This window comes from Arthrobacter pigmenti (assembly GCF_011927905.1).
GTDB lineage: Bacteria > Actinomycetota > Actinomycetes > Actinomycetales > Micrococcaceae > Arthrobacter_D > Arthrobacter_D pigmenti.
This window is the reverse complement of sequence record NZ_JAATJL010000001.1, coordinates 243,053-259,388: the sequence shown is the minus strand read 5'-3', so window position 1 is coordinate 259,388 and position 16,336 is coordinate 243,053. Positions and strand designations below refer to the sequence as shown.

At 63.2% G+C, this 16,336-nt stretch carries 11 protein-coding genes and 3 tRNA genes; 8 read left to right on the top strand and 6 right to left on the bottom strand.

The window, feature by feature from the left end; all coding sequences use genetic code 11:
• Positions 1-10 precede the first annotated feature (10 nt).
• Positions 11-2,395 carry an ATP-binding cassette domain-containing protein gene (locus BJ994_RS01280; protein WP_167990617.1) on the bottom strand — a complete coding sequence of 795 codons (2,385 nt, stop codon included), beginning with the start codon at positions 2,393-2,395 and terminating at the stop codon, positions 11-13.
• Between the two features lie 139 nt (positions 2,396-2,534).
• Here BJ994_RS01280 and BJ994_RS01275 point away from each other — a divergent pair, with 139 nt between their 5' ends.
• Together BJ994_RS01275 and BJ994_RS01270 are read left to right on the top strand one after the other, a co-directional pair.
• Positions 2,535-4,622 carry a prolyl oligopeptidase family serine peptidase gene (locus BJ994_RS01275; RefSeq protein WP_167990615.1) on the top strand — a complete coding sequence of 696 codons (2,088 nt, stop codon included), beginning with the start codon at positions 2,535-2,537 and terminating at the stop codon, positions 4,620-4,622.
• A 62-nt stretch (positions 4,623-4,684) separates the two neighbouring features.
• Positions 4,685-4,772 (top strand) — tRNA-Ser (locus BJ994_RS01270).
• An 83-nt stretch (positions 4,773-4,855) separates the two neighbouring features.
• Here the strand turns inward: BJ994_RS01270 and BJ994_RS01265 are convergent.
• Complete coding sequence (locus BJ994_RS01265; RefSeq protein ID WP_167990613.1) at positions 4,856-6,970, bottom strand: RecQ family ATP-dependent DNA helicase; 2,115 nt, start codon at positions 6,968-6,970, stop codon at positions 4,856-4,858.
• Between the two features lie 124 nt (positions 6,971-7,094).
• Between BJ994_RS01265 and BJ994_RS01260 the strand changes: the two genes are divergently transcribed.
• Positions 7,095-8,501: a phosphomannomutase/phosphoglucomutase gene (locus BJ994_RS01260; RefSeq protein ID WP_167990610.1), complete on the top strand. Its 1,407-nt coding sequence runs from the start codon at positions 7,095-7,097 to the stop codon at positions 8,499-8,501.
• Positions 8,502-8,779: 278 nt separating this feature from the next.
• Here BJ994_RS01260 and BJ994_RS01255 read toward each other — a convergent pair whose 3' ends face one another.
• A complete protein-coding gene (locus BJ994_RS01255) occupies positions 8,780-10,639 on the bottom strand; it encodes a phosphoenolpyruvate carboxykinase (GTP) (RefSeq protein WP_167990607.1) in 1,860 nt (619 codons plus the stop codon).
• A 291-nt stretch (positions 10,640-10,930) separates the two neighbouring features.
• Here BJ994_RS01255 and BJ994_RS01250 point away from each other — a divergent pair.
• Positions 10,931-11,006, top strand: a tRNA-Arg gene (locus BJ994_RS01250).
• Positions 11,007-11,100: 94 nt separating this feature from the next.
• Positions 11,101-12,510, top strand: a complete 1,410-nt coding sequence (locus BJ994_RS01245; RefSeq protein ID WP_167990605.1) for a dihydrolipoyl dehydrogenase family protein — start codon at positions 11,101-11,103, stop codon at positions 12,508-12,510.
• Here the strand turns inward: BJ994_RS01245 and BJ994_RS01240 are convergent.
• The 3 genes from BJ994_RS01240 to upp all read right to left on the bottom strand — a co-directional run bounded on the left by BJ994_RS01240 (position 12,507) and on the right by upp (position 14,986).
• Positions 12,507-13,031 carry a SixA phosphatase family protein gene (locus tag BJ994_RS01240; protein WP_342450212.1) on the bottom strand — a complete coding sequence of 175 codons (525 nt, stop codon included), beginning with the start codon at positions 13,029-13,031 and terminating at the stop codon, positions 12,507-12,509. The genes BJ994_RS01245 and BJ994_RS01240 overlap by 4 nt on opposite strands.
• A 34-nt stretch (positions 13,032-13,065) precedes the next feature.
• Positions 13,066-13,905, bottom strand: a complete 840-nt coding sequence (locus BJ994_RS01235; RefSeq protein WP_167990600.1) for a winged helix-turn-helix domain-containing protein — start codon at positions 13,903-13,905, stop codon at positions 13,066-13,068.
• 445 nt (positions 13,906-14,350) lie between these two features.
• The gene (upp, locus tag BJ994_RS01230) at positions 14,351-14,986 is read right to left on the bottom strand and encodes a uracil phosphoribosyltransferase (protein WP_167990596.1); all 636 of its coding nucleotides are present in this window, start codon (positions 14,984-14,986) and stop codon (positions 14,351-14,353) included.
• A gap of 23 nt (positions 14,987-15,009) precedes the next feature.
• On the opposite strand from upp, the gene tadA reads away from it, so the two are divergent.
• The 3 genes from tadA (at position 15,010) to BJ994_RS01215 (ending at position 16,187) form a co-directional block, all read left to right on the top strand.
• The gene (gene tadA / locus BJ994_RS01225) at positions 15,010-15,489 is read left to right on the top strand and encodes a tRNA adenosine(34) deaminase TadA (protein ID WP_167990593.1); all 480 of its coding nucleotides are present in this window, start codon (positions 15,010-15,012) and stop codon (positions 15,487-15,489) included.
• Between the two features lie 80 nt (positions 15,490-15,569).
• On the top strand, positions 15,570-16,052 hold the full coding sequence (locus BJ994_RS01220; RefSeq protein ID WP_167990592.1) for a pyridoxamine 5'-phosphate oxidase family protein: 483 nt from the start codon (positions 15,570-15,572) through the stop codon (positions 16,050-16,052).
• A 45-nt stretch (positions 16,053-16,097) separates the two neighbouring features.
• Positions 16,098-16,187, top strand: a tRNA-Ser gene (locus tag BJ994_RS01215).
• Positions 16,188-16,336 lie beyond the last annotated feature (149 nt).

Sequence of the window (16,336 nt, the reverse complement as noted above, 5' to 3'; positions counted from 1 at the left end):
TGACGTGAGGTCAGCCTCCCACGTATGCGGCCAGATGTTCGCCTGTGAGCGTCGACTTGCCGGCCACCAACTCAGCGGGCGTTCCCTCAAAGACAACCTTGCCGCCGTCGTGCCCTGCTCCCGGTCCGAGGTCAATGATCCAGTCCGCGTGTGCCATCACGGCCTGGTGATGCTCGATCACGATCACCGATTTACCCGAGTCCACAAGCCGGTCGAGCAGGCCGAGAAGCTGCTCAACGTCTGCCAGATGGAGACCGGTGGTCGGCTCGTCGAGGATGTAGATATCACCCTTCTCGCCCATCTGGGTGGCGAGCTTGAGTCGCTGGCGTTCTCCACCGGAGAGAGTGGTGAGCGGCTGGCCGAGGCTAAGATAACCAAGCCCGACGTCGGCCAGCCGGTCCAGGACTTTGTGCGCTGCGGGTGTGCGGGCCTCACCCCCGCTGAAGAACTCCTCCGCTTCAGTCACGGACATCGCGAGGACCTCGGCGATGTTCTTCCCGCCCAACCGGTACTCCAGCACGGAGGCCTGGAATCGCTTGCCCTCGCAATCCTCACAGGGAGACTCCACCGTAGCCATGACGCCGAGCTCGGTGTAGATGACGCCCGCGCCGTTGCAGGTGGGGCAGGCTCCCTCCGAGTTGGAACTGAAGAGGGCAGGCTTCACGCCGTTAGCTTTGGCGAACGCCTTGCGGATCGGCTCAAGCAGTCCCGTGTAGGTGGCGGGATTGCTTCGGCGTGAACCACGAATAGCGCCCTGGTCGATGACCACTACGCCCTCCCTGCCCGCAACCGATCCGTGGATCAGTGAACTCTTACCCGATCCGGCCACGCCCGTGACTACGCAGAGCACACCCAGTGGGATATCGACGTCGACATTCCGCAGGTTATGCGTGGACGCACCACGGACCTCAAGCACACCGGACGACGCCCGCACCGTCTCCTTCAAACCCGCCCGGTCATCGAGGTGCCTGCCCGTGATGGTGTCGCTGCTGCGCAGCGCGTCCACCGTTCCCTCGAAGCAGAGCGTTCCACCCGCGGTGCCTGCACCCGGACCCAGGTCGATCACGTGATCGGCAATGGCGATCGTTTCGGGCTTGTGCTCGACCACGAGCACGGTGTTGCCCTTGTCCCGCAGCTGCAGCAGGAGGTTGTTCATCCGCTCGATGTCATGCGGGTGAAGGCCGATGGTGGGCTCGTCGAACACGTACGTGACATCCGTCAGCGAGGATCCGAGATGCCGGATCATCTTGGTGCGCTGTGCTTCGCCGCCGGAGAGCGTGCCTGCCGGCCGATCCAGTGAGAGGTAACCCAGCCCGATTTCCGTGAAGGAGTCAAGGAGGTGCTGCAGCCCCTTGAGCAAGGGTGCAACGGAGGGCTCCTGAAGGTCCCGGATCCACCCGGTGAGATCGCTGATCTGCATCTGGCAGAGCTCGGCGATGTTCTTGCCGTTGATCTTCGATGCGAGGGCTTCCCGGGTGAGCCGGGTCCCCTCGCATTCCGGGCACCTCTGGAAGGTCACCGCCCGCTCGACAAACCGGCGTACGTGCGGCTGCATCGCCTCGGGGTCCTTGGACAGCATTGATTTCTGGATCTTGGGGATGATGCCCTCGAAGGTGAGGTTGATGCCCTCAACCTTGATCTTGGTTGGCTCGGAGTAGAGCATGGTGTCGAGCTGCTTCTTGGTGAAGTTGTCGATCGGCTTGTTCATCGGGAGTCCAACGCCCTCGAACAACCGGCCAAACCATCCGTCCATCGAGTACCCGGGAACTGTCAGCGCGCCGTCCTCGAGTGTCTTTGTCTCGTCATACAGGGCCGTGAGGTCAATGTCGCTGACATTGCCCATGCCCTCGCACCGCGGGCACATGCCGCCCAGATAAACGGCCTGGCTGACCACGTTCTTCTCGACGCGGCCGCCCTTGTCCGTGGACATCACACCGCTTGCCTTGCGGGTTGGCACATTGAAGGAGAACGCGGTGGGCGGGCCAATCTGTGGAGAGCCCAGACGGCTGAAGAGGATCCGCAGCATCGCGTTCGCATCCGTGGCGGTGCCCACCGTGGACCGCGGGTTGGAACCCATCCTCTCCTGGTCGACGATGATGGCTGTGGTCAGCCCCTCGAGGCGGTCCACCTCCGGCCGCGCAAGGGAGGGCATAAAGCCCTGGACAAAAGCACTGTAGGTCTCATTGATCATCCGCTGGGACTCTGCGGCGATGGTTGCGAACACCAGCGAACTCTTTCCGGAGCCCGAAACACCAGTGAACACGGTCAACCGACGCTTCGGAATCTCGACGCTGATGTCCTTGAGGTTGTTCTCCCGTGCGCCTTCCACGCGGATCAGATCATGCGTGTCCGCGGCGTGCAGCGAAGTCGGTTCAGTACCTGTGGCCGTACTCATCATTTCCCCATCTCCTGGGCGGTTCGGGCGCACCCGGGCCGGCCGTCGTCGTCGTTTGGCTCTATCTAATCAGTTGGCGCCGACATTCGGCAGGCACTATTTGTGGAGCGAACCACTCCAAGTTGCCTAAGATAACGGCATGACGTCCACCACACAGCATGACCCCGCAACCGAAGACGAGTTCCTCTGGCTCGAAGACATCTACGGCGAGAAGCCTCTGGACTGGGTGCGCGGTGAGAACGCGGTCACCGAGTCGAAACTGATCAACCACGGCTTCCTGACGATGGAGCAGCGCCTGCTTGAGGTGCTTGACTCCACGGACCGCATTCCCATGGTCGGCAAGCGGGGCGATCACTACTACAACTTCTGGCGGGACAAGGAGCACCCCAAGGGCCTCTGGCGCCGCACCACCTGGGACAGCTACCTCACGGATGCACCTGACTGGGAGATCCTGCTCGACGTTGACGCCCTGAGTGCGGCCGAGGGCCAGGACTGGGTGTGGGGCGGCGCAATGTTCCTCCGCCCCGCCGAGGGCGAGCCCTACCGCCTGGCGCTCATCGCGCTCTCCCCCGACGGCGGTGACGCGCAGCGCTACCGGGAGTACGACGTCGTCGACCGCGTTTTCGTGGCGGGCGGGTTCGACATTCCGGTTGCCAAGAGCCGGATCAGCTGGGCGGGGCCGGACGCCCTGCACGTCGGGACTGACTTCGGGCCGGGTTCCATGACCACGAGCTCCTACCCGCGGACCGTCCGTACACTGCGCCGCGGCGAGCCGCTGGAGTCCGCGGAACTGTACTTCGAGATTCCTGAGAACTCGATGATGGCTGCTGTGGTCCGCGATCAGACGCCGGGGTTCGAGCGCGATATCGCCGCCCACATTGTCGACTTCTACTCCAGCCGCACCTATCTTCGCCGGGACGACGAGTGGGTGCACATCGATGTGCCCGACGACGTCAACGTCTCCCTCCACCGCGAATGGCTGCTGCTGCGTCCACGGACGGATTTCGACCTCGACGGCGTCACTTACCCTGCCGGTTCCCTCCAGGCCGCGCGGCTTGAGGACTTCCTCAGCGGCAACCGTGCGCTTACCGCCGTCTTCGAGCCCGATGCGCAGACCGCCCTGCAGTCCTGGAGCTGGACGCGGGACTACCTCCTGCTGAACCTCCTGACGGACGTCTCCTCCGAGATCCGTGTGCTGAACCCCTCTGATCACTGGTCCTCCGATGTCCTGGACGCGTGCCCACCCCTGCATTCAGTGGATGCCTATGCGGTTGATGACGAGGACGACGACGCCGGCAACGACTACTGGCTTGTCGCCACAGGCTTCCTCACCCCCACAACAGTGGTGCGGGGCACGATCGGTGGGGCGCATGCCGAGGTGAAGGCATCGCCGTCGTACTTCGACGAGGACTCCTTCACGGTCGAGCAGCACTTCACCGTGTCAAAGGACGGCACCCGGGTGCCGTACTTCCAGGTTGCGTCGAAGGGTCTATTGCTCGACGGCGGCAACCCGACGCTGCTGTCCGGTTACGGGGGGTTCGAAAACGCAATGACACCGGCGTACAGCGGTGTGATCGGCCGCGGTTGGCTGGAGCGCCGGACGTCCGGTGGACGGCACGGCGTGTATGTGCTCGCCAACATTCGAGGCGGCGGTGAGTACGGTCCGGGCTGGCATCAGGCGGCCCTGCACGCGAATCGGCACCGCGCGTACGAGGACTTCGCAGCGATCGCGCAGGATCTGGTGGATCGCGGTGTGACCAGGCCGGAACTTCTGGGCTGCACGGGACGCAGCAACGGCGGGCTGCTCGTGGGAAACATGCTGACCCAGTACCCCGAACTGTTCGGCGCGATCTCGTGCGGTGTACCGCTGCTGGACATGAAGCGCTACACCAAACTCTCGGCCGGGTACTCGTGGATCGCTGAATACGGGGACCCGGACAAGCCGGAAGAGTGGGAGTACGTGCAGACCTTCTCCCCCTACCACCGGCTCCGCGAGGGTATGCAGTATCCGAAGACGCTGATCTGGACGGCGACGAGCGATGACCGGGTGGGCCCGGTCCAGGCCCGAAAGATGGCGGCCCGCATGAAGGCGCTTGGTGTGGAAAACGTGTGGTTCCACGAAGCGTTGGAAGGTGGCCATGCGGGCGCTTCCGACAACCGCCAGACCGCCCGGATGCACGCCATGTCGCAGGAGTTCGTGTGGAAGGCGCTCACCGGGCAGCTGTAGGGCGCGTATTTTGCTCTTGCCCTTTGGTTCTGGGTAGTCTTGGGTGGCTAGTAATAGCTGCTGGAGACGTGCCAGAGCGGCCGAATGGGCTTCACTGCTAATGAAGTGTGGGTCTAAAGCCTACCGGGGGTTCAAATCCCCCCGTCTCCGCTGAAATACAGAGGAACCCCGGACCATCTGGTCCGGGGTTCCTCTGTGTTATCCGCCTGTTTCGGCGTTTGCGGGCTGCGGGGCTATGCCTTGAGTGCAAGCGTGAACGGAAGGACCGCCTGCGCGCCCGCATCCCGGAGGGCTTTCCCTGCCACGGTCAGACTCCATCGGCTATCTGCGAGATCGTCGACCAGGAGCACGGGGCCCGGATTGGCAGAAAACCAGGCGCGACCGTCTTCCGGGACGGCGAATTTGTCCCACACCGCCGCCAACCTGAACGCGCTGTTGCCTCCCGAAGCGCCACTCGGCCAGCCATTCGGCAGTTGCAGCGCGCCGAGGTGCGGGATCTTTCCGACACTCGCGAGCCCTTCGGCGAGGGACCGGATCAGGAGGGGGCGCCGTCGTGATGGCATGCTGACAACGGCAACAGGCCGGGTTTCCCAGCCCCACTCGGACAATACCTTCACGCATGCCTGGGCAGCCAGTGCATCAAGTGGCCGGTCTTCTGATCCTTCGGCCAGGAGTTCCCGTACCCGGTTTCCCCAGCCGAGGTCCGTCAGACGTGCGAGTGCACGTCCGGGTGACAGGAGCTGATCGGCTGGAATCCGGCCCTTCACGGGGACGCCCAGCTTGTCCATGCCGGAGGGCCACTGACCTCGTGGCTCGAGTTCCACACCCACTCTGCCGAGGGCGCTTCCTGCACTCTCAGAGGCGTCGTGTGAGACCTCGTCGGAGTACCAGGGGCCTGCACAGTTGTCGCACCGGCCGCAGGGAGCTGCTGCCGGATCATCCAGAGCTGCGGCCAGGAACTCCATCCGGCAGCTTCCGGTGTTCTCGTAGTCCAGCATGGACTTCTGCTCGTGCACACGGGCTTTGGCGATACGGGCGTAGCGTTCGCTGTCGTACTGCCAGGGCTTGCCGGTCGCTTGCCATCCTCCCGTCACCTTGCGCACGGCTCCGTCCACGTCCAGCACTTTAAGCAGGAGCTCCAGCGGCGAACGCCGCACGTCCACGCGGGTTTCCAGAGCAGGTGTGGACAGTACGCTGCCGTCTGCCAGGGCGTCGAGGATGCGCTCCGCTTTGTCCTCGGCGGGCATCGAAGCGGTGGCGAAGTACTCCCAGATGTCCCTGTCCTCCGCCCCGGGAAGAAGCAGCACATCAGCATTGGGAGTCCCGCGGCCGGCCCTGCCCACCTGCTGGTAGTACGCAACAGGCGAGGACGGAGCGCCGAGGTGTACAACGAACCCTAGATCCGGTTTGTCGAAGCCCATCCCCAGGGCACTGGTGGCAACGAGGGCCTTCACCTCGTTATTCTTTAGCGCCTGTTCCGCTGACTCGCGATCCGCCGGATCGGTTCGCCCGGTATAGGCGAGCACCCGGTGTCCGCTCTCCCGCAGCAACCGGGCGGTGTCTTCAGCTGCGGAAACCGTCAGGGCGTAGATGATGCCGCTTCCGGGCAGGTCTTCAAGGTGGGTGAGGAGCCACGCGAGGCGCGAACGTGGACTGGGCAGGCGGAGCACGCCGAGCCGAAGCGATTTCCTCGCCAGGTTCCCGCGCAGGGTGTACACAGGCGTGCAGTCAGTACCCAGTTGCTCCTCTACGTCCTTGACCACCCGCGAGTTTGCGGTTGCTGTGGTGGCGAGCACCGGCACACCCTGCGGAAGCGTGGTGATGAGGTCCCGGAGCCGCCGATAATCAGGACGGAAATCGTGGCCCCAGTCGGAGATGCAGTGGGCCTCATCAATCACCAACAGTCCTGTTCGGCGGATCAGTTCCGGCAGGTGGTTCTCCCGGAAGGATGGGTTGTTCAGCCGCTCAGGGGAGACCAGGAGCACGTCAACCTGATTTGCCTCGAGCTGTGCGGAAATCTCTTGCCACTCCGTCTGATTGGCTGAGTTGATTGCGGCCGCCCGCACGCCGGCCCGCTCAGCGGCAGCTACCTGGTCCCGCATGAGTGCGAGCAGCGGAGAAACGATTAGGGTTGGCCCGGCACCAGCCATTCGCAGGAGCAGGCTCGCGACGAAGTACACGGCGGATTTCCCCCAGCCGGTGCGCTGTACCACCAGTGCGCGGCGGCCTCCATTGACCAGTGCCTCGATAGCCTCGAACTGGCCCTCGTGGAAGGCAGCGTCCTCGCGCCCCACGAGGGTGCGCAGGATCGAGAGTGCCTGGTGGTGCAGCGTGGTGGTTTCAGCCATGCGCCCCAGTATTGCAGCCGGCGCCGACGAAAACCCGCGGGTTGGTCCGCTATGTTGACAACCGCCGTCGACCATTCCTCCCCAGCCCACTGGCCCGCCAATCGAACCGGCTAGACTTTCGAGCGTGAACACAACCATCGACCTCTCAGCTTCGTTCAAGGCCTACGACGTACGTGGAATTGTGGGTGAAACCATCACCGCCGAAACAGTGCGGGCGGTAGGTGCCGCCTTCGTTGACGTACTGGGCCTTGCAGGCGAAACTGTACTGGTGGGCGGGGACATGCGGCCCTCGTCCCCGGAGTTCAGTAGTGCTTTCGCTGACGGAGCCACCGCTCGCGGGGCCGATGTGATCTTCCTGGGTGAGATTTCCACCGATGAGTTGTACTACGCAAGCGGGAAACTGGACGCTGCCGGGGTCACGTTCACCGCCAGCCACAATCCCGCGCAGTACAACGGTATGAAGATGTCGCGTCCGGGCGCCGTTCCCGTCTCATCCGAAACTGGTCTGACCGAGATCAGGGAGCGGGCCGAACAGTACCTTTCCGACGGCGCGATCCCCGCCGTCGACGTTCAGGGCACCACCTCCTCGAGGGACATCCTTGAGGACTACGCGCAGTACCTGCGTTCCCTGGTCGATCTTTCGGGCATCCGCCCACTCAAGGTTGTTGTCGACGCCGGAAACGGCATGGCCGGGCTAACCACTCCCGCTGTTTTGGGTGACCAGTACCTTGACGCTCTACCGCTTGAGATCATTCCCCTCTACTTCGAACTCGACGGCACCTTCCCTAACCACCCGGCAAACCCGCTGGAGCCGGAGAATCTCAAGGATCTGCAGCGGGCTGTGCTGAGTAATCACGCCGACATCGGGCTTGCATTCGACGGCGACGCCGATCGGTGCTTCGTAATCGACGAGCAGGGCGAGCCCGTGTCACCGAGCGCGGTCACGGCCATGGTCGCGCGCCGTGAGATCCGCCGCGCACAGGCCAACGGGGAGCAGGAACCGGTGATCATCCACAATTTGATCACCTCGCGTGCCGTCCCGGAACTGGTTCGGGCAGAGAGCGGACGCCCCGTCAGGACGCGCGTGGGCCATTCCTTCATCAAAGCCGTCATGGCAGAGGAGGGGGCGGTGTTCGGCGGCGAACACTCGGCGCACTATTACTTCCGCGAGTTCTGGAACGCAGACACAGGCATGCTTGCGGCGATGCACGTTCTCGCAGCGCTCGGAGAACAGGAGCGGCCGCTCTCCGACCTGGGCCGGGAGTATGAGCCTTACTTCTCCTCCGGAGAGATCAACTCCCGGATTGACGACGCCGCTGCGGCCACCGCACGTGTGCGGCAGGAGTTCGAGAACGATGGCGTCACTGTGGATGAGGTGGACGGCCTCACCTTTACGGCGGAGGACGGCTCGTGGTGGTTCAACCTGCGGGCCTCAAACACCGAACCGTTCCTGCGCCTCAACGCCGAAGCGGAAGACCCTGCGACTTTGGAGACCCTCACCGCGGCCGTACTGGAACAGATCCGCCAGTAACGTGCCGGATCCACCCGGCTCTCAAGGACAAGACTGGCGCCGAAGCCGTATAGCGGCGGCTCACCGGCGTTCCTCCGCGTGAACATCGAAATCCTCGGTAACACCGACCCCTATCTCCACGCACACATCTGGCCGCGCTACGGCTGGGAGGAGCCTGATCGAAGGCGGAAGCCCGTCTGGCTCTACCCGGAATCGAACTGGTCAGGCCCCGGAAATGCGGCTGGCCCGCAGCATGATGAGCTGCGGGCCAGAATCACGGCATATCTTGAGGAGTGGAGCTAGGCGGCAAACCGCTTCTTCAGGTTCTCAAGCTCATTGACGAGTTCCTTCGGCAGGGACTCACCGAACTGCTGGTACCACTGCTCGATTCCCTCAAGCTCGGCGTCCCACTCCTCCGCGTCTACCCGAACCGCTTCCTCAACGTCCGCGGGCGTGAGGTCGAGGCCGGTCAGGTCTAGGGAATCCGGAGCTGGGACGTAACCGATGGGCGTCTCAACCGCATCTGCCTTTCCTTCGAGGCGCTCGATGATCCACTTCATCACCCTCGAGTTGTCGCCAAAGCCGGGCCAGGCGAAGCCGCCATCGGCGGTCCGGCGGAACCAGTTCACCAGGAAGATCTCCGGCAGGCGCGACTGGTCGGCCTGGCCGCTGACCTTCAGCCAGTGGCTGAGGTAATCGCCGGCGTCGTACCCCATGAAGGGAAGCATCGCCATTGGGTCCCGGCGCACCCGGCCGACAGCGCCTGCGGCGGCCGCAGTCGTCTCCGACGAGAGGGTGGATCCCATGAAGATGCCGTTCGTCCAGTCACGTGACTGCGTGACCAGCGGAACTGTAGTCTTCCGGCGCCCGCCGAACAGGATCGCGGACAGCTCAACGCCCTCGGGATCGTTGAACTCATCGGCGAGCATGTCGATCTGGTCGATCGGCGTGCAGAACCGTGCGTTCGGGTGGGCGGCTGGCGCGTCCGACGACTGCGTCCAGTCATTGCCCTGCCAATCGGTAAGGTGAGCGGGCACTTCCTCGGTCATGCCCTCCCACCAGACTCCGCCGTCGTCGGTCAATGCAACATTGGTGAAAATCGAGTTGCCCTTGGCGATTGCGCGCATCGCGTTGGGGTTGGTCTTCCAACCCGTACCGGGAGCAACGCCGAACAGGCCCGCCTCCGGGTTGACGGCACGCAATTCGCCCTCCTTGCCGAAGCGCATCCAGGTGATGTCGTCGCCGAGTGTTTCGACCTTCCAGCCCTCGATGGTCGGATCCAGCAGCGCCAGGTTGGTCTTGCCGCAGGCCGACGGGAACGCGGCCGAGACGTAGTACGTCTTGTTCTCCGGGGAGGTGAGCTTCAGGATGAGCATGTGCTCCGCCAGCCAACCTTCATCACGCGCCATGACGGAGGCGATACGCAGGGCGTAGCACTTCTTGCCGAGCAGGGCGTTTCCGCCGTAACCGGAACCGAACGACCAGATTGAGCGCTCCTCCGGGAAGTGGACAATCCACTTCTCGTCATTGCACGGCCAGGAGACGTCCTGCTGACCTGGCTCCAGGGGAGCGCCAAGGGAGTGCAGCGCGGGGACGAAGTCGGCATTGAGTTCAGTCATCCGGTCAAGCACCGCTGTACCGATGGTCGCCATGATCCGCATGGAGGTCACGACGTACGCGCTGTCTGTGATTTCGACGCCGAACTTCGGTTCCTGCGCATTCAGGTGGCCCATGACGAACGGGATCACGTACATGGTGCGGCCGCGCATGCACCCGGCGAACAAGCCACGCAGCTTGTCCTTCATGGCATCTGGATCCATCCAGTTATTAGTGAATCCGGCGTCGCGTTCATCCCGGGAGCAGATGAAGGTCTGCTCCTCGACGCGGGCTACGTCCGCGGGGTCGGAGAACGCTGCGAACGAGTTGGGGAAGAGCTCGGGGTTCAAACGCTTCAGCGTGCCCGCAGCAACCAACTCATCGGTGAGCTCGGCGTTCTCCTGTGCGGAACCATTGACCCAATAGATTCGGTCAGGCTGGGTCAGCGCGGCAGTCTCCTCAACCCAAGCCAGCAGAGCTGCGTGGGTTGTTGGGGCAGCGGAAACTGCGGCCTCTTCAGTCGCTCGTTCAGCGAGCAGCGGCTGTCGCACGGAATCGCCCATTTCTCTTCCCTTCGTTGGGTGTCGGATGTGTATCGATGCTAGGGGTGAGTTGTTACAGAGAGCCGGACAATTCGAGCTCTCTTCGATTGTGCAAAGATGGAGGAACCGCGAGATTGCACGGAATTCAAGCTTTTGAACATGCGAATTCTGTGATTAAGGTCACGTAGACCGGTCTAGTCTGAATGGTGTCTTTTGCTCGCACGGAATAGCCGAATTAGCATTAGGTTCTGAATGGCTGTAGAGTTATCTACGGCCAAACGGCCATGTGAAAGCCTTCAAAAGCTTACGAATGCGTGCGTAGCTCAACGGATAGAGCATCTGACTACGGATCAGAAGGTTGGGGGTTCGAATCCCTTCGCGCGCACCAGATGAAACCGCCCCGGCAGCAGCCCGGGGCGGTTTTCGTTTAAGGCACGGCGGGCCCTTGCCCTGACCTCCGCTCAGGTGGAAGGCTCAGGTCCATGACTGAGCAAACCACCGACGTCATCGTCATCGGCGCCGGCGCTGTCGGAGAAAATGCCGCCGCCCGCATTGTGCGGGGCGGGTTGTCCGTCGTCCTTGTGGAATCCGAACTCGTTGGCGGCGAGTGTTCCTATTGGGCCTGCATGCCTTCGAAAGCCCTCCTTCGCCCGGGCGCAGCGTTGAACGCAGCCCGCGCCGTCGCCGGCTCCCGGGAAGCCGTCACTGGGACGCTCGACTTCCAGCAGGTCCTCGCCCGGCGCGACGAGTTCACCTCCCACTGGGACGATTCCTCGCAGGTCGACTGGGTGAAGGACACCGGCATCACCCTCATCCGCGGCATGGCACGGCTCACCGGCGAACGGCATGTGGAAGTAACCAACGACGACGGCGCCACGCGCCTTCTCGCGCGCCACGCCGTCGTTCTCGCTACGGGCTCGACGCCCTCCGTGCCGCCCATCGACGGGCTCAGCGAACTCGCCTTCTGGGGTACCCGCGAAGCAACATCGGCGAAAGAAGTGCCGGAAAGCCTCACTGTGCTCGGCGGCGGCGTGGCCGGCGCTGAGCTCGCACAGGCGTACGCGAGGCTCGGATCCCGGGTCACCCTGATCGCACGCAGCGGACTGCTCGGCAACTATCCTGGGCAGGCATCGGCGCTTGTGGGAAAGGGCCTCGAGCGCGACGGCGTCACCCTGCTCCTCAATACCGGCACTCAGTCCGTCCACGACGGCGGCGGACGCTTCCGCGTTGTCCTCTCCGATGGTCAGGTGGTGCAGTCGGAGAAGCTGCTGGTCTCCACGGGCCGACATCCGGCGTTGGCGGGGCTCGGGCTGGAGTCGCTCGATCTCGATCCCAAGGGGCTCGATACGGACGAGTCGGGACAGGTTGCCGCCCATCCCTGGCTTTACGCCGTTGGAGATGCCGCCGGGAAGGTACTCCTCACGCATCAGGGTAAGTACGAAGCCCGCATGACCGGGGATGCGATCGTTGCCCGCTCCAAAGGACAGCTCGACGGACCGCCCGAGAGGTGGAGCGCTTTCGCGGCTACAGCCGATACGTACGCCGTACCGCAGGTGGTGTTCACCGACCCTGAAATTGTGATGGCCGGCAGGACCCTCGAAGCCGCACAAAAAGACGGGCTGAATGTCAGCGAGACGTCGCTGGAGATCGCAGTCGCGGGCTCGTCGCTGCACGCGGACAACTACGAGGGCTGGGCGCAGATGGTGGTCGACGAGGACCGCAAGGTGTTGGTCGGCGTTACCTTCGCGGGACCGGACGTAGCCGAATTACTGCACGCCGCTACGATCGCGATCGTCGGCGAAGTTCCATTGGACCGCCTCTGGCACGCGGTACCCGCCTACCCGACCATCAACGAGGTCTGGCTCCGCCTGCTCGAAAAGTACGGCCTTTAGGCACGTCGCACCACGAAGTCCGTCACGTCAGCATCGCGTCCGTCCAGTTCAGCCCAGAGCCCGCCGTGCTGGAATACTGTGAGGGCCGCCGACGGATAGTGCGTAGCCAAATCCACCACAGCGTCTTCATCTGAGTCCACGGACGCCAAACGCATTGCAAGGTTCTGGAGCCCCGGCAGGTGCGAGATTACGAGCACGCTCGTTGCGGTCTCCGGCACATGGTTGATGACCGTGAGCATCGAGGTGGCGCTCGCAGCGTACAACTCAGCCGCCAACCGCGGGGTAGGCGCCTTCTCCCCCAATTCGTCGCACACCCAGGTGCACGTCTGGCGTGCCCGCAAGGCGGTGGAGCACAGAATGAGGTCCGGGACGGCGTCGTTCTCCACCATCCAGCGCCCAATCAAGGGCGCATCCCGGTGCCCGCGCGAACTCAGCGGCCGCTCATGATCCGCGACGTCGGAATGCCAGTCGGATTTGGCATGACGCAGCAGCATGAGGCGCTTCAGATGGTGGGAGGACACTCCCCCATCCTAGGTGGCTGACACTTTCGGGCGTCTAGATCGAGTACTCGGGAGCCGCCCAGACCACTACTTCCGGGTGCTCGTAGAACCGGTAGCCCTGCCCACGAACGGTTCGCACGGTGTTGGCTAGCCGGCCAAGCTTTGAGCGGAGGCGGCGAATGTGCACGTCGATGGTGCGCTCATTCGGCACCTCGTCGGCGTTGCGCCACAGTCCGCTGAGCAGCTCCTCGCGGCCTACTGTGCGGGACGCGTTTTCAACGAGATAGTTCAGAAGCTCGAATTCCTTGAACGTCAGGTTCAGGATCTCGCCGTCCAGGTGTACCTCGCGGCGGGAGAGGTCAATAAGCACGCCGGTGGGACGCGGCGCCGGAGCGGGAGTGGGCTGTTGCTCGGCACGCGGGCGGCGATTGACCGTGGGATCCCCCAGCGCCTGGCGGACGACGTCGATATCAGTTCCGACGGCGTCAGCAGGAGCCAGCGCGACGGCTGCGTGGCTCTGCGCATCCGGAACCAGGGTACGAACGTACGCACGAACATCCTGCGCCAGCTTGCTCAGAGTCGTGTCACTGGCGGCGGCGGTGTCTTCATCCAGTGCGACATAAAGGACGAATCCGCGCGCGGTGGTGTCTCCGGTCACCGGCTGGGGACCGGGAATCCCATTGGGAGTCACCACGGGAACCGGCGCCGTAATGGGCTGCGCATACTCCCCCTGGGTAGGCACGGATTGCAGCGGGCCGTAGCCTGCAGCGTAGGACGGTGCAGCTTGAGAGTACGCGGGGATTCCCGGGCGCTGGCCGTAGGCCTGGCGCTGGGCGTTGGCCCGGCTCTGCGCGTTGCGTAGGGAGATATGGACGTATCCGGAAGAAACGGTCATGTTTAAACAACCTCATGGTGAATCGCCGTCATCACGGCTCGAATGCAGGGGTGTGCCCGGTCGAGATGGAGCTTCTGTGGAGCCCGCCGTTGGGCTAGGAAATGCGTAAGGGGATGGGGTAGGCCGTTACGCGCACATTCGACAGCAGCATGTCCCTGGCAAGGGCGTGACGCCCCGGGAATAAGCTGCGGCTGCAGATGCTGCTGAGTTGGTGTTCACAATACGAATTATTGCACGTAACAATCACTTACGCACAAGTAACAATGGTAAGGGTCCGCATTCTGGACTTTCAGAGTGCTGGACACTCTGTTTCGCAGCGCTGGTTTAGCGGCAGGCACAGAGACAAATCGGCTTCGTAAACTCGCTTAGCTGGCAATTCGTCCAGCTTGTGAACCGGTTGCGTGACCGGCTTTCGGTAGTACGACCGAATAGTGGACAACCACTTTTAGCCGACGACGCCATACAGTCGATCGCCCGCATCACCGAGGCCCGGAACGATATAGGCACGGTCGTCGAGCTTCTCATCGATCGAGGCGAGCACGATTGTGACGTTCGTTCCATCCAGCTCCTGCTTCAAAGCCTCCAGGCCCTCGGGTGCGGCGAGCAGGCAGATGCAGGTGACATCAGCAGCCCCGCGCCGGAAAAGGAACTTGATCGCTTCCCGCAGGGTGCCGCCGGTGGCGAGCATCGGGTCCAGAACGAAGACCTGGCGCCCGGTGAGATCATCCGGCAAGCGCTCGGCGTAGGTGATCGCTTCGAGAGTTTCCTCATTGCGGGCCATGCCAAGGAAGCCGACCTCCGCAGTGGGAACCAGGCGGGTCATCCCCTCCAGCATCCCGAGCCCTGCACGAAGAATGGGCACCACCAGCGGCGTGGGCTTCACCAACCCGGTTCCGATGGTGGACGTCACGGGCGTCTGGATCTCCACCGGTTCAACCCGGACTTCACGCGTTGCCTCATAGGCGAGCAGCGTGACCAGCTCCTCCGTCAGCAACCGGAATACCGGTGACGGGGTGTTTTTGTCCCGCAGAACCGTGAGTTTGTGGGACACCAGGGGATGGTCGACAACCAGTACGCGCATGGCTCAAAAGTATCATTGGCCCCATGCCCGCCTACTCTGCCGCCGCAGCACCGAACCACGCCGAATGGATGCAATTGGCTTTGCAGGCGGCCCGTCGGGCACTGGAGACGGAGGATGTGCCGATTGGCGCCGTCGTCGTCGGTCCTGATGGGGTGGTGCTGGGGACGGGCTGGAACGAGCGGGAGGCAACGAGTGACCCGACGGCGCACGCTGAAGTCCTCGCGATCCGCCGTGCTGCCGAGGCTGTGGGATCTTGGCGGCTGGAGGGCTGCACGCTTGTGGTCACCCTTGAACCGTGCTCGATGTGCGCGGGGGCGAGCGTGCTTGCCCGTATCCCGCGTGTGGTTTTCGGTGCGTGGGATGCGAAGGCCGGGGCCGCGGGGTCGGTATTCGACATCCTCCGTGAACGTCGGCTGAATCACTGGACGGAAGTGTTTTCGGGAGTTCTAGAGGCCGAGTGCGGTGCGGTGTTGAGGGAGTTCTTCGAGGTTCGGCGGGACTGACGCGCTCACCCCAGCTTTTCGCTCGCCGAGATAGTGCGTAGGCTTACTATTTCCGGTCCCCAATGGAAATGGAGCCAACCATGAACTCGCAAGAGGACGGCATGAAGGAACTGGCCAAGATCGTCAAGGACGCGGACATCGCGATCCTGACAACGGTGAATGGGCAGGGCCGCTTGGTGAGCCGGCCGCTCGCGGTGCAGGAAACAGAGTTCGACGGCGACCTGTGGTTCTTCACGGAAGATCCCTCACCGAAGGCAGACGAGATCCGGTCGAACCCGCAGGTCAACGTCTCCATCAGCAGCGGCAAGGGCTACCTGTCCATTGCCGGTACAGCGACCCTGACGAAGGACCGCGCCAAGATTGATGAGCTGTGGAGTCCTTCAGTGAAGCCGTGGTTCGACGGCAAGGATGACCCTTCGATCGCGCTGATCAAGGTGGACGCCGACACTGCCGAATACTGGTCGCTGGATACTCCGCGGGTGGTTGCGGCATTCAAGATCGCCAAGGGTATGGTCACCGGCGATCGCCCGGATCCGGGCAAGAACGACGTCGTCGACCTGTAGCCCATTTTGGGTGGAGAGCGCCTCAGCCGGTAAAGTGTCAGCGTTGGTGACGTGTCCGAGCGGCCGAAGGTGCAACACTCGAAATGTTGTTTGGTGTAAAAGCCAACGTGGGTTCAAATCCCACCGTCACCGCCATTGAGAAGGCGTCCACTTCGTTGAATTAGCAGCGATCTGGGCGCCTTTTCGGATTCTGAGCACCTGATCCCGCGTGCACGGAACCGGCGGAACCGTTCCGTTGACGCAGCGGCAGGTGGTTCGAGGCAGCTCCCTGTGCGCAGAGTCAA

What these genes read in the sequence shown, in the direction of transcription:
- upp (WP_167990596.1), bottom strand. Translation starts at nt 14,986, where the DNA reads ATGCGCGTACTGGTTGTCGACCATCCCCTGGTGTCCCACAAACTCACG.
- BJ994_RS01255 (WP_167990607.1), bottom strand. Translation starts at nt 10,639, where the DNA reads ATGGGCGATTCCGTGCGACAGCCGCTGCTCGCTGAACGAGCGACTGAA.
- BJ994_RS01265 (WP_167990613.1), bottom strand. Translation starts at nt 6,970, where the DNA reads ATGGCTGAAACCACCACGCTGCACCACCAGGCACTCTCGATCCTGCGC.
- BJ994_RS01245 (WP_167990605.1), top strand. Translation starts at nt 11,101, where the DNA reads ATGACTGAGCAAACCACCGACGTCATCGTCATCGGCGCCGGCGCTGTC.
- BJ994_RS01235 (WP_167990600.1), bottom strand. Translation starts at nt 13,905, where the DNA reads ATGACCGTTTCTTCCGGATACGTCCATATCTCCCTACGCAACGCGCAG.
- tadA (WP_167990593.1), top strand. Translation starts at nt 15,010, where the DNA reads ATGCCCGCCTACTCTGCCGCCGCAGCACCGAACCACGCCGAATGGATG.
- BJ994_RS01220 (WP_167990592.1), top strand. Translation starts at nt 15,570, where the DNA reads ATGAACTCGCAAGAGGACGGCATGAAGGAACTGGCCAAGATCGTCAAG.
- BJ994_RS01275 (WP_167990615.1), top strand. Translation starts at nt 2,535, where the DNA reads ATGACGTCCACCACACAGCATGACCCCGCAACCGAAGACGAGTTCCTC.
- BJ994_RS01280 (WP_167990617.1), bottom strand. Translation starts at nt 2,395, where the DNA reads ATGAGTACGGCCACAGGTACTGAACCGACTTCGCTGCACGCCGCGGAC.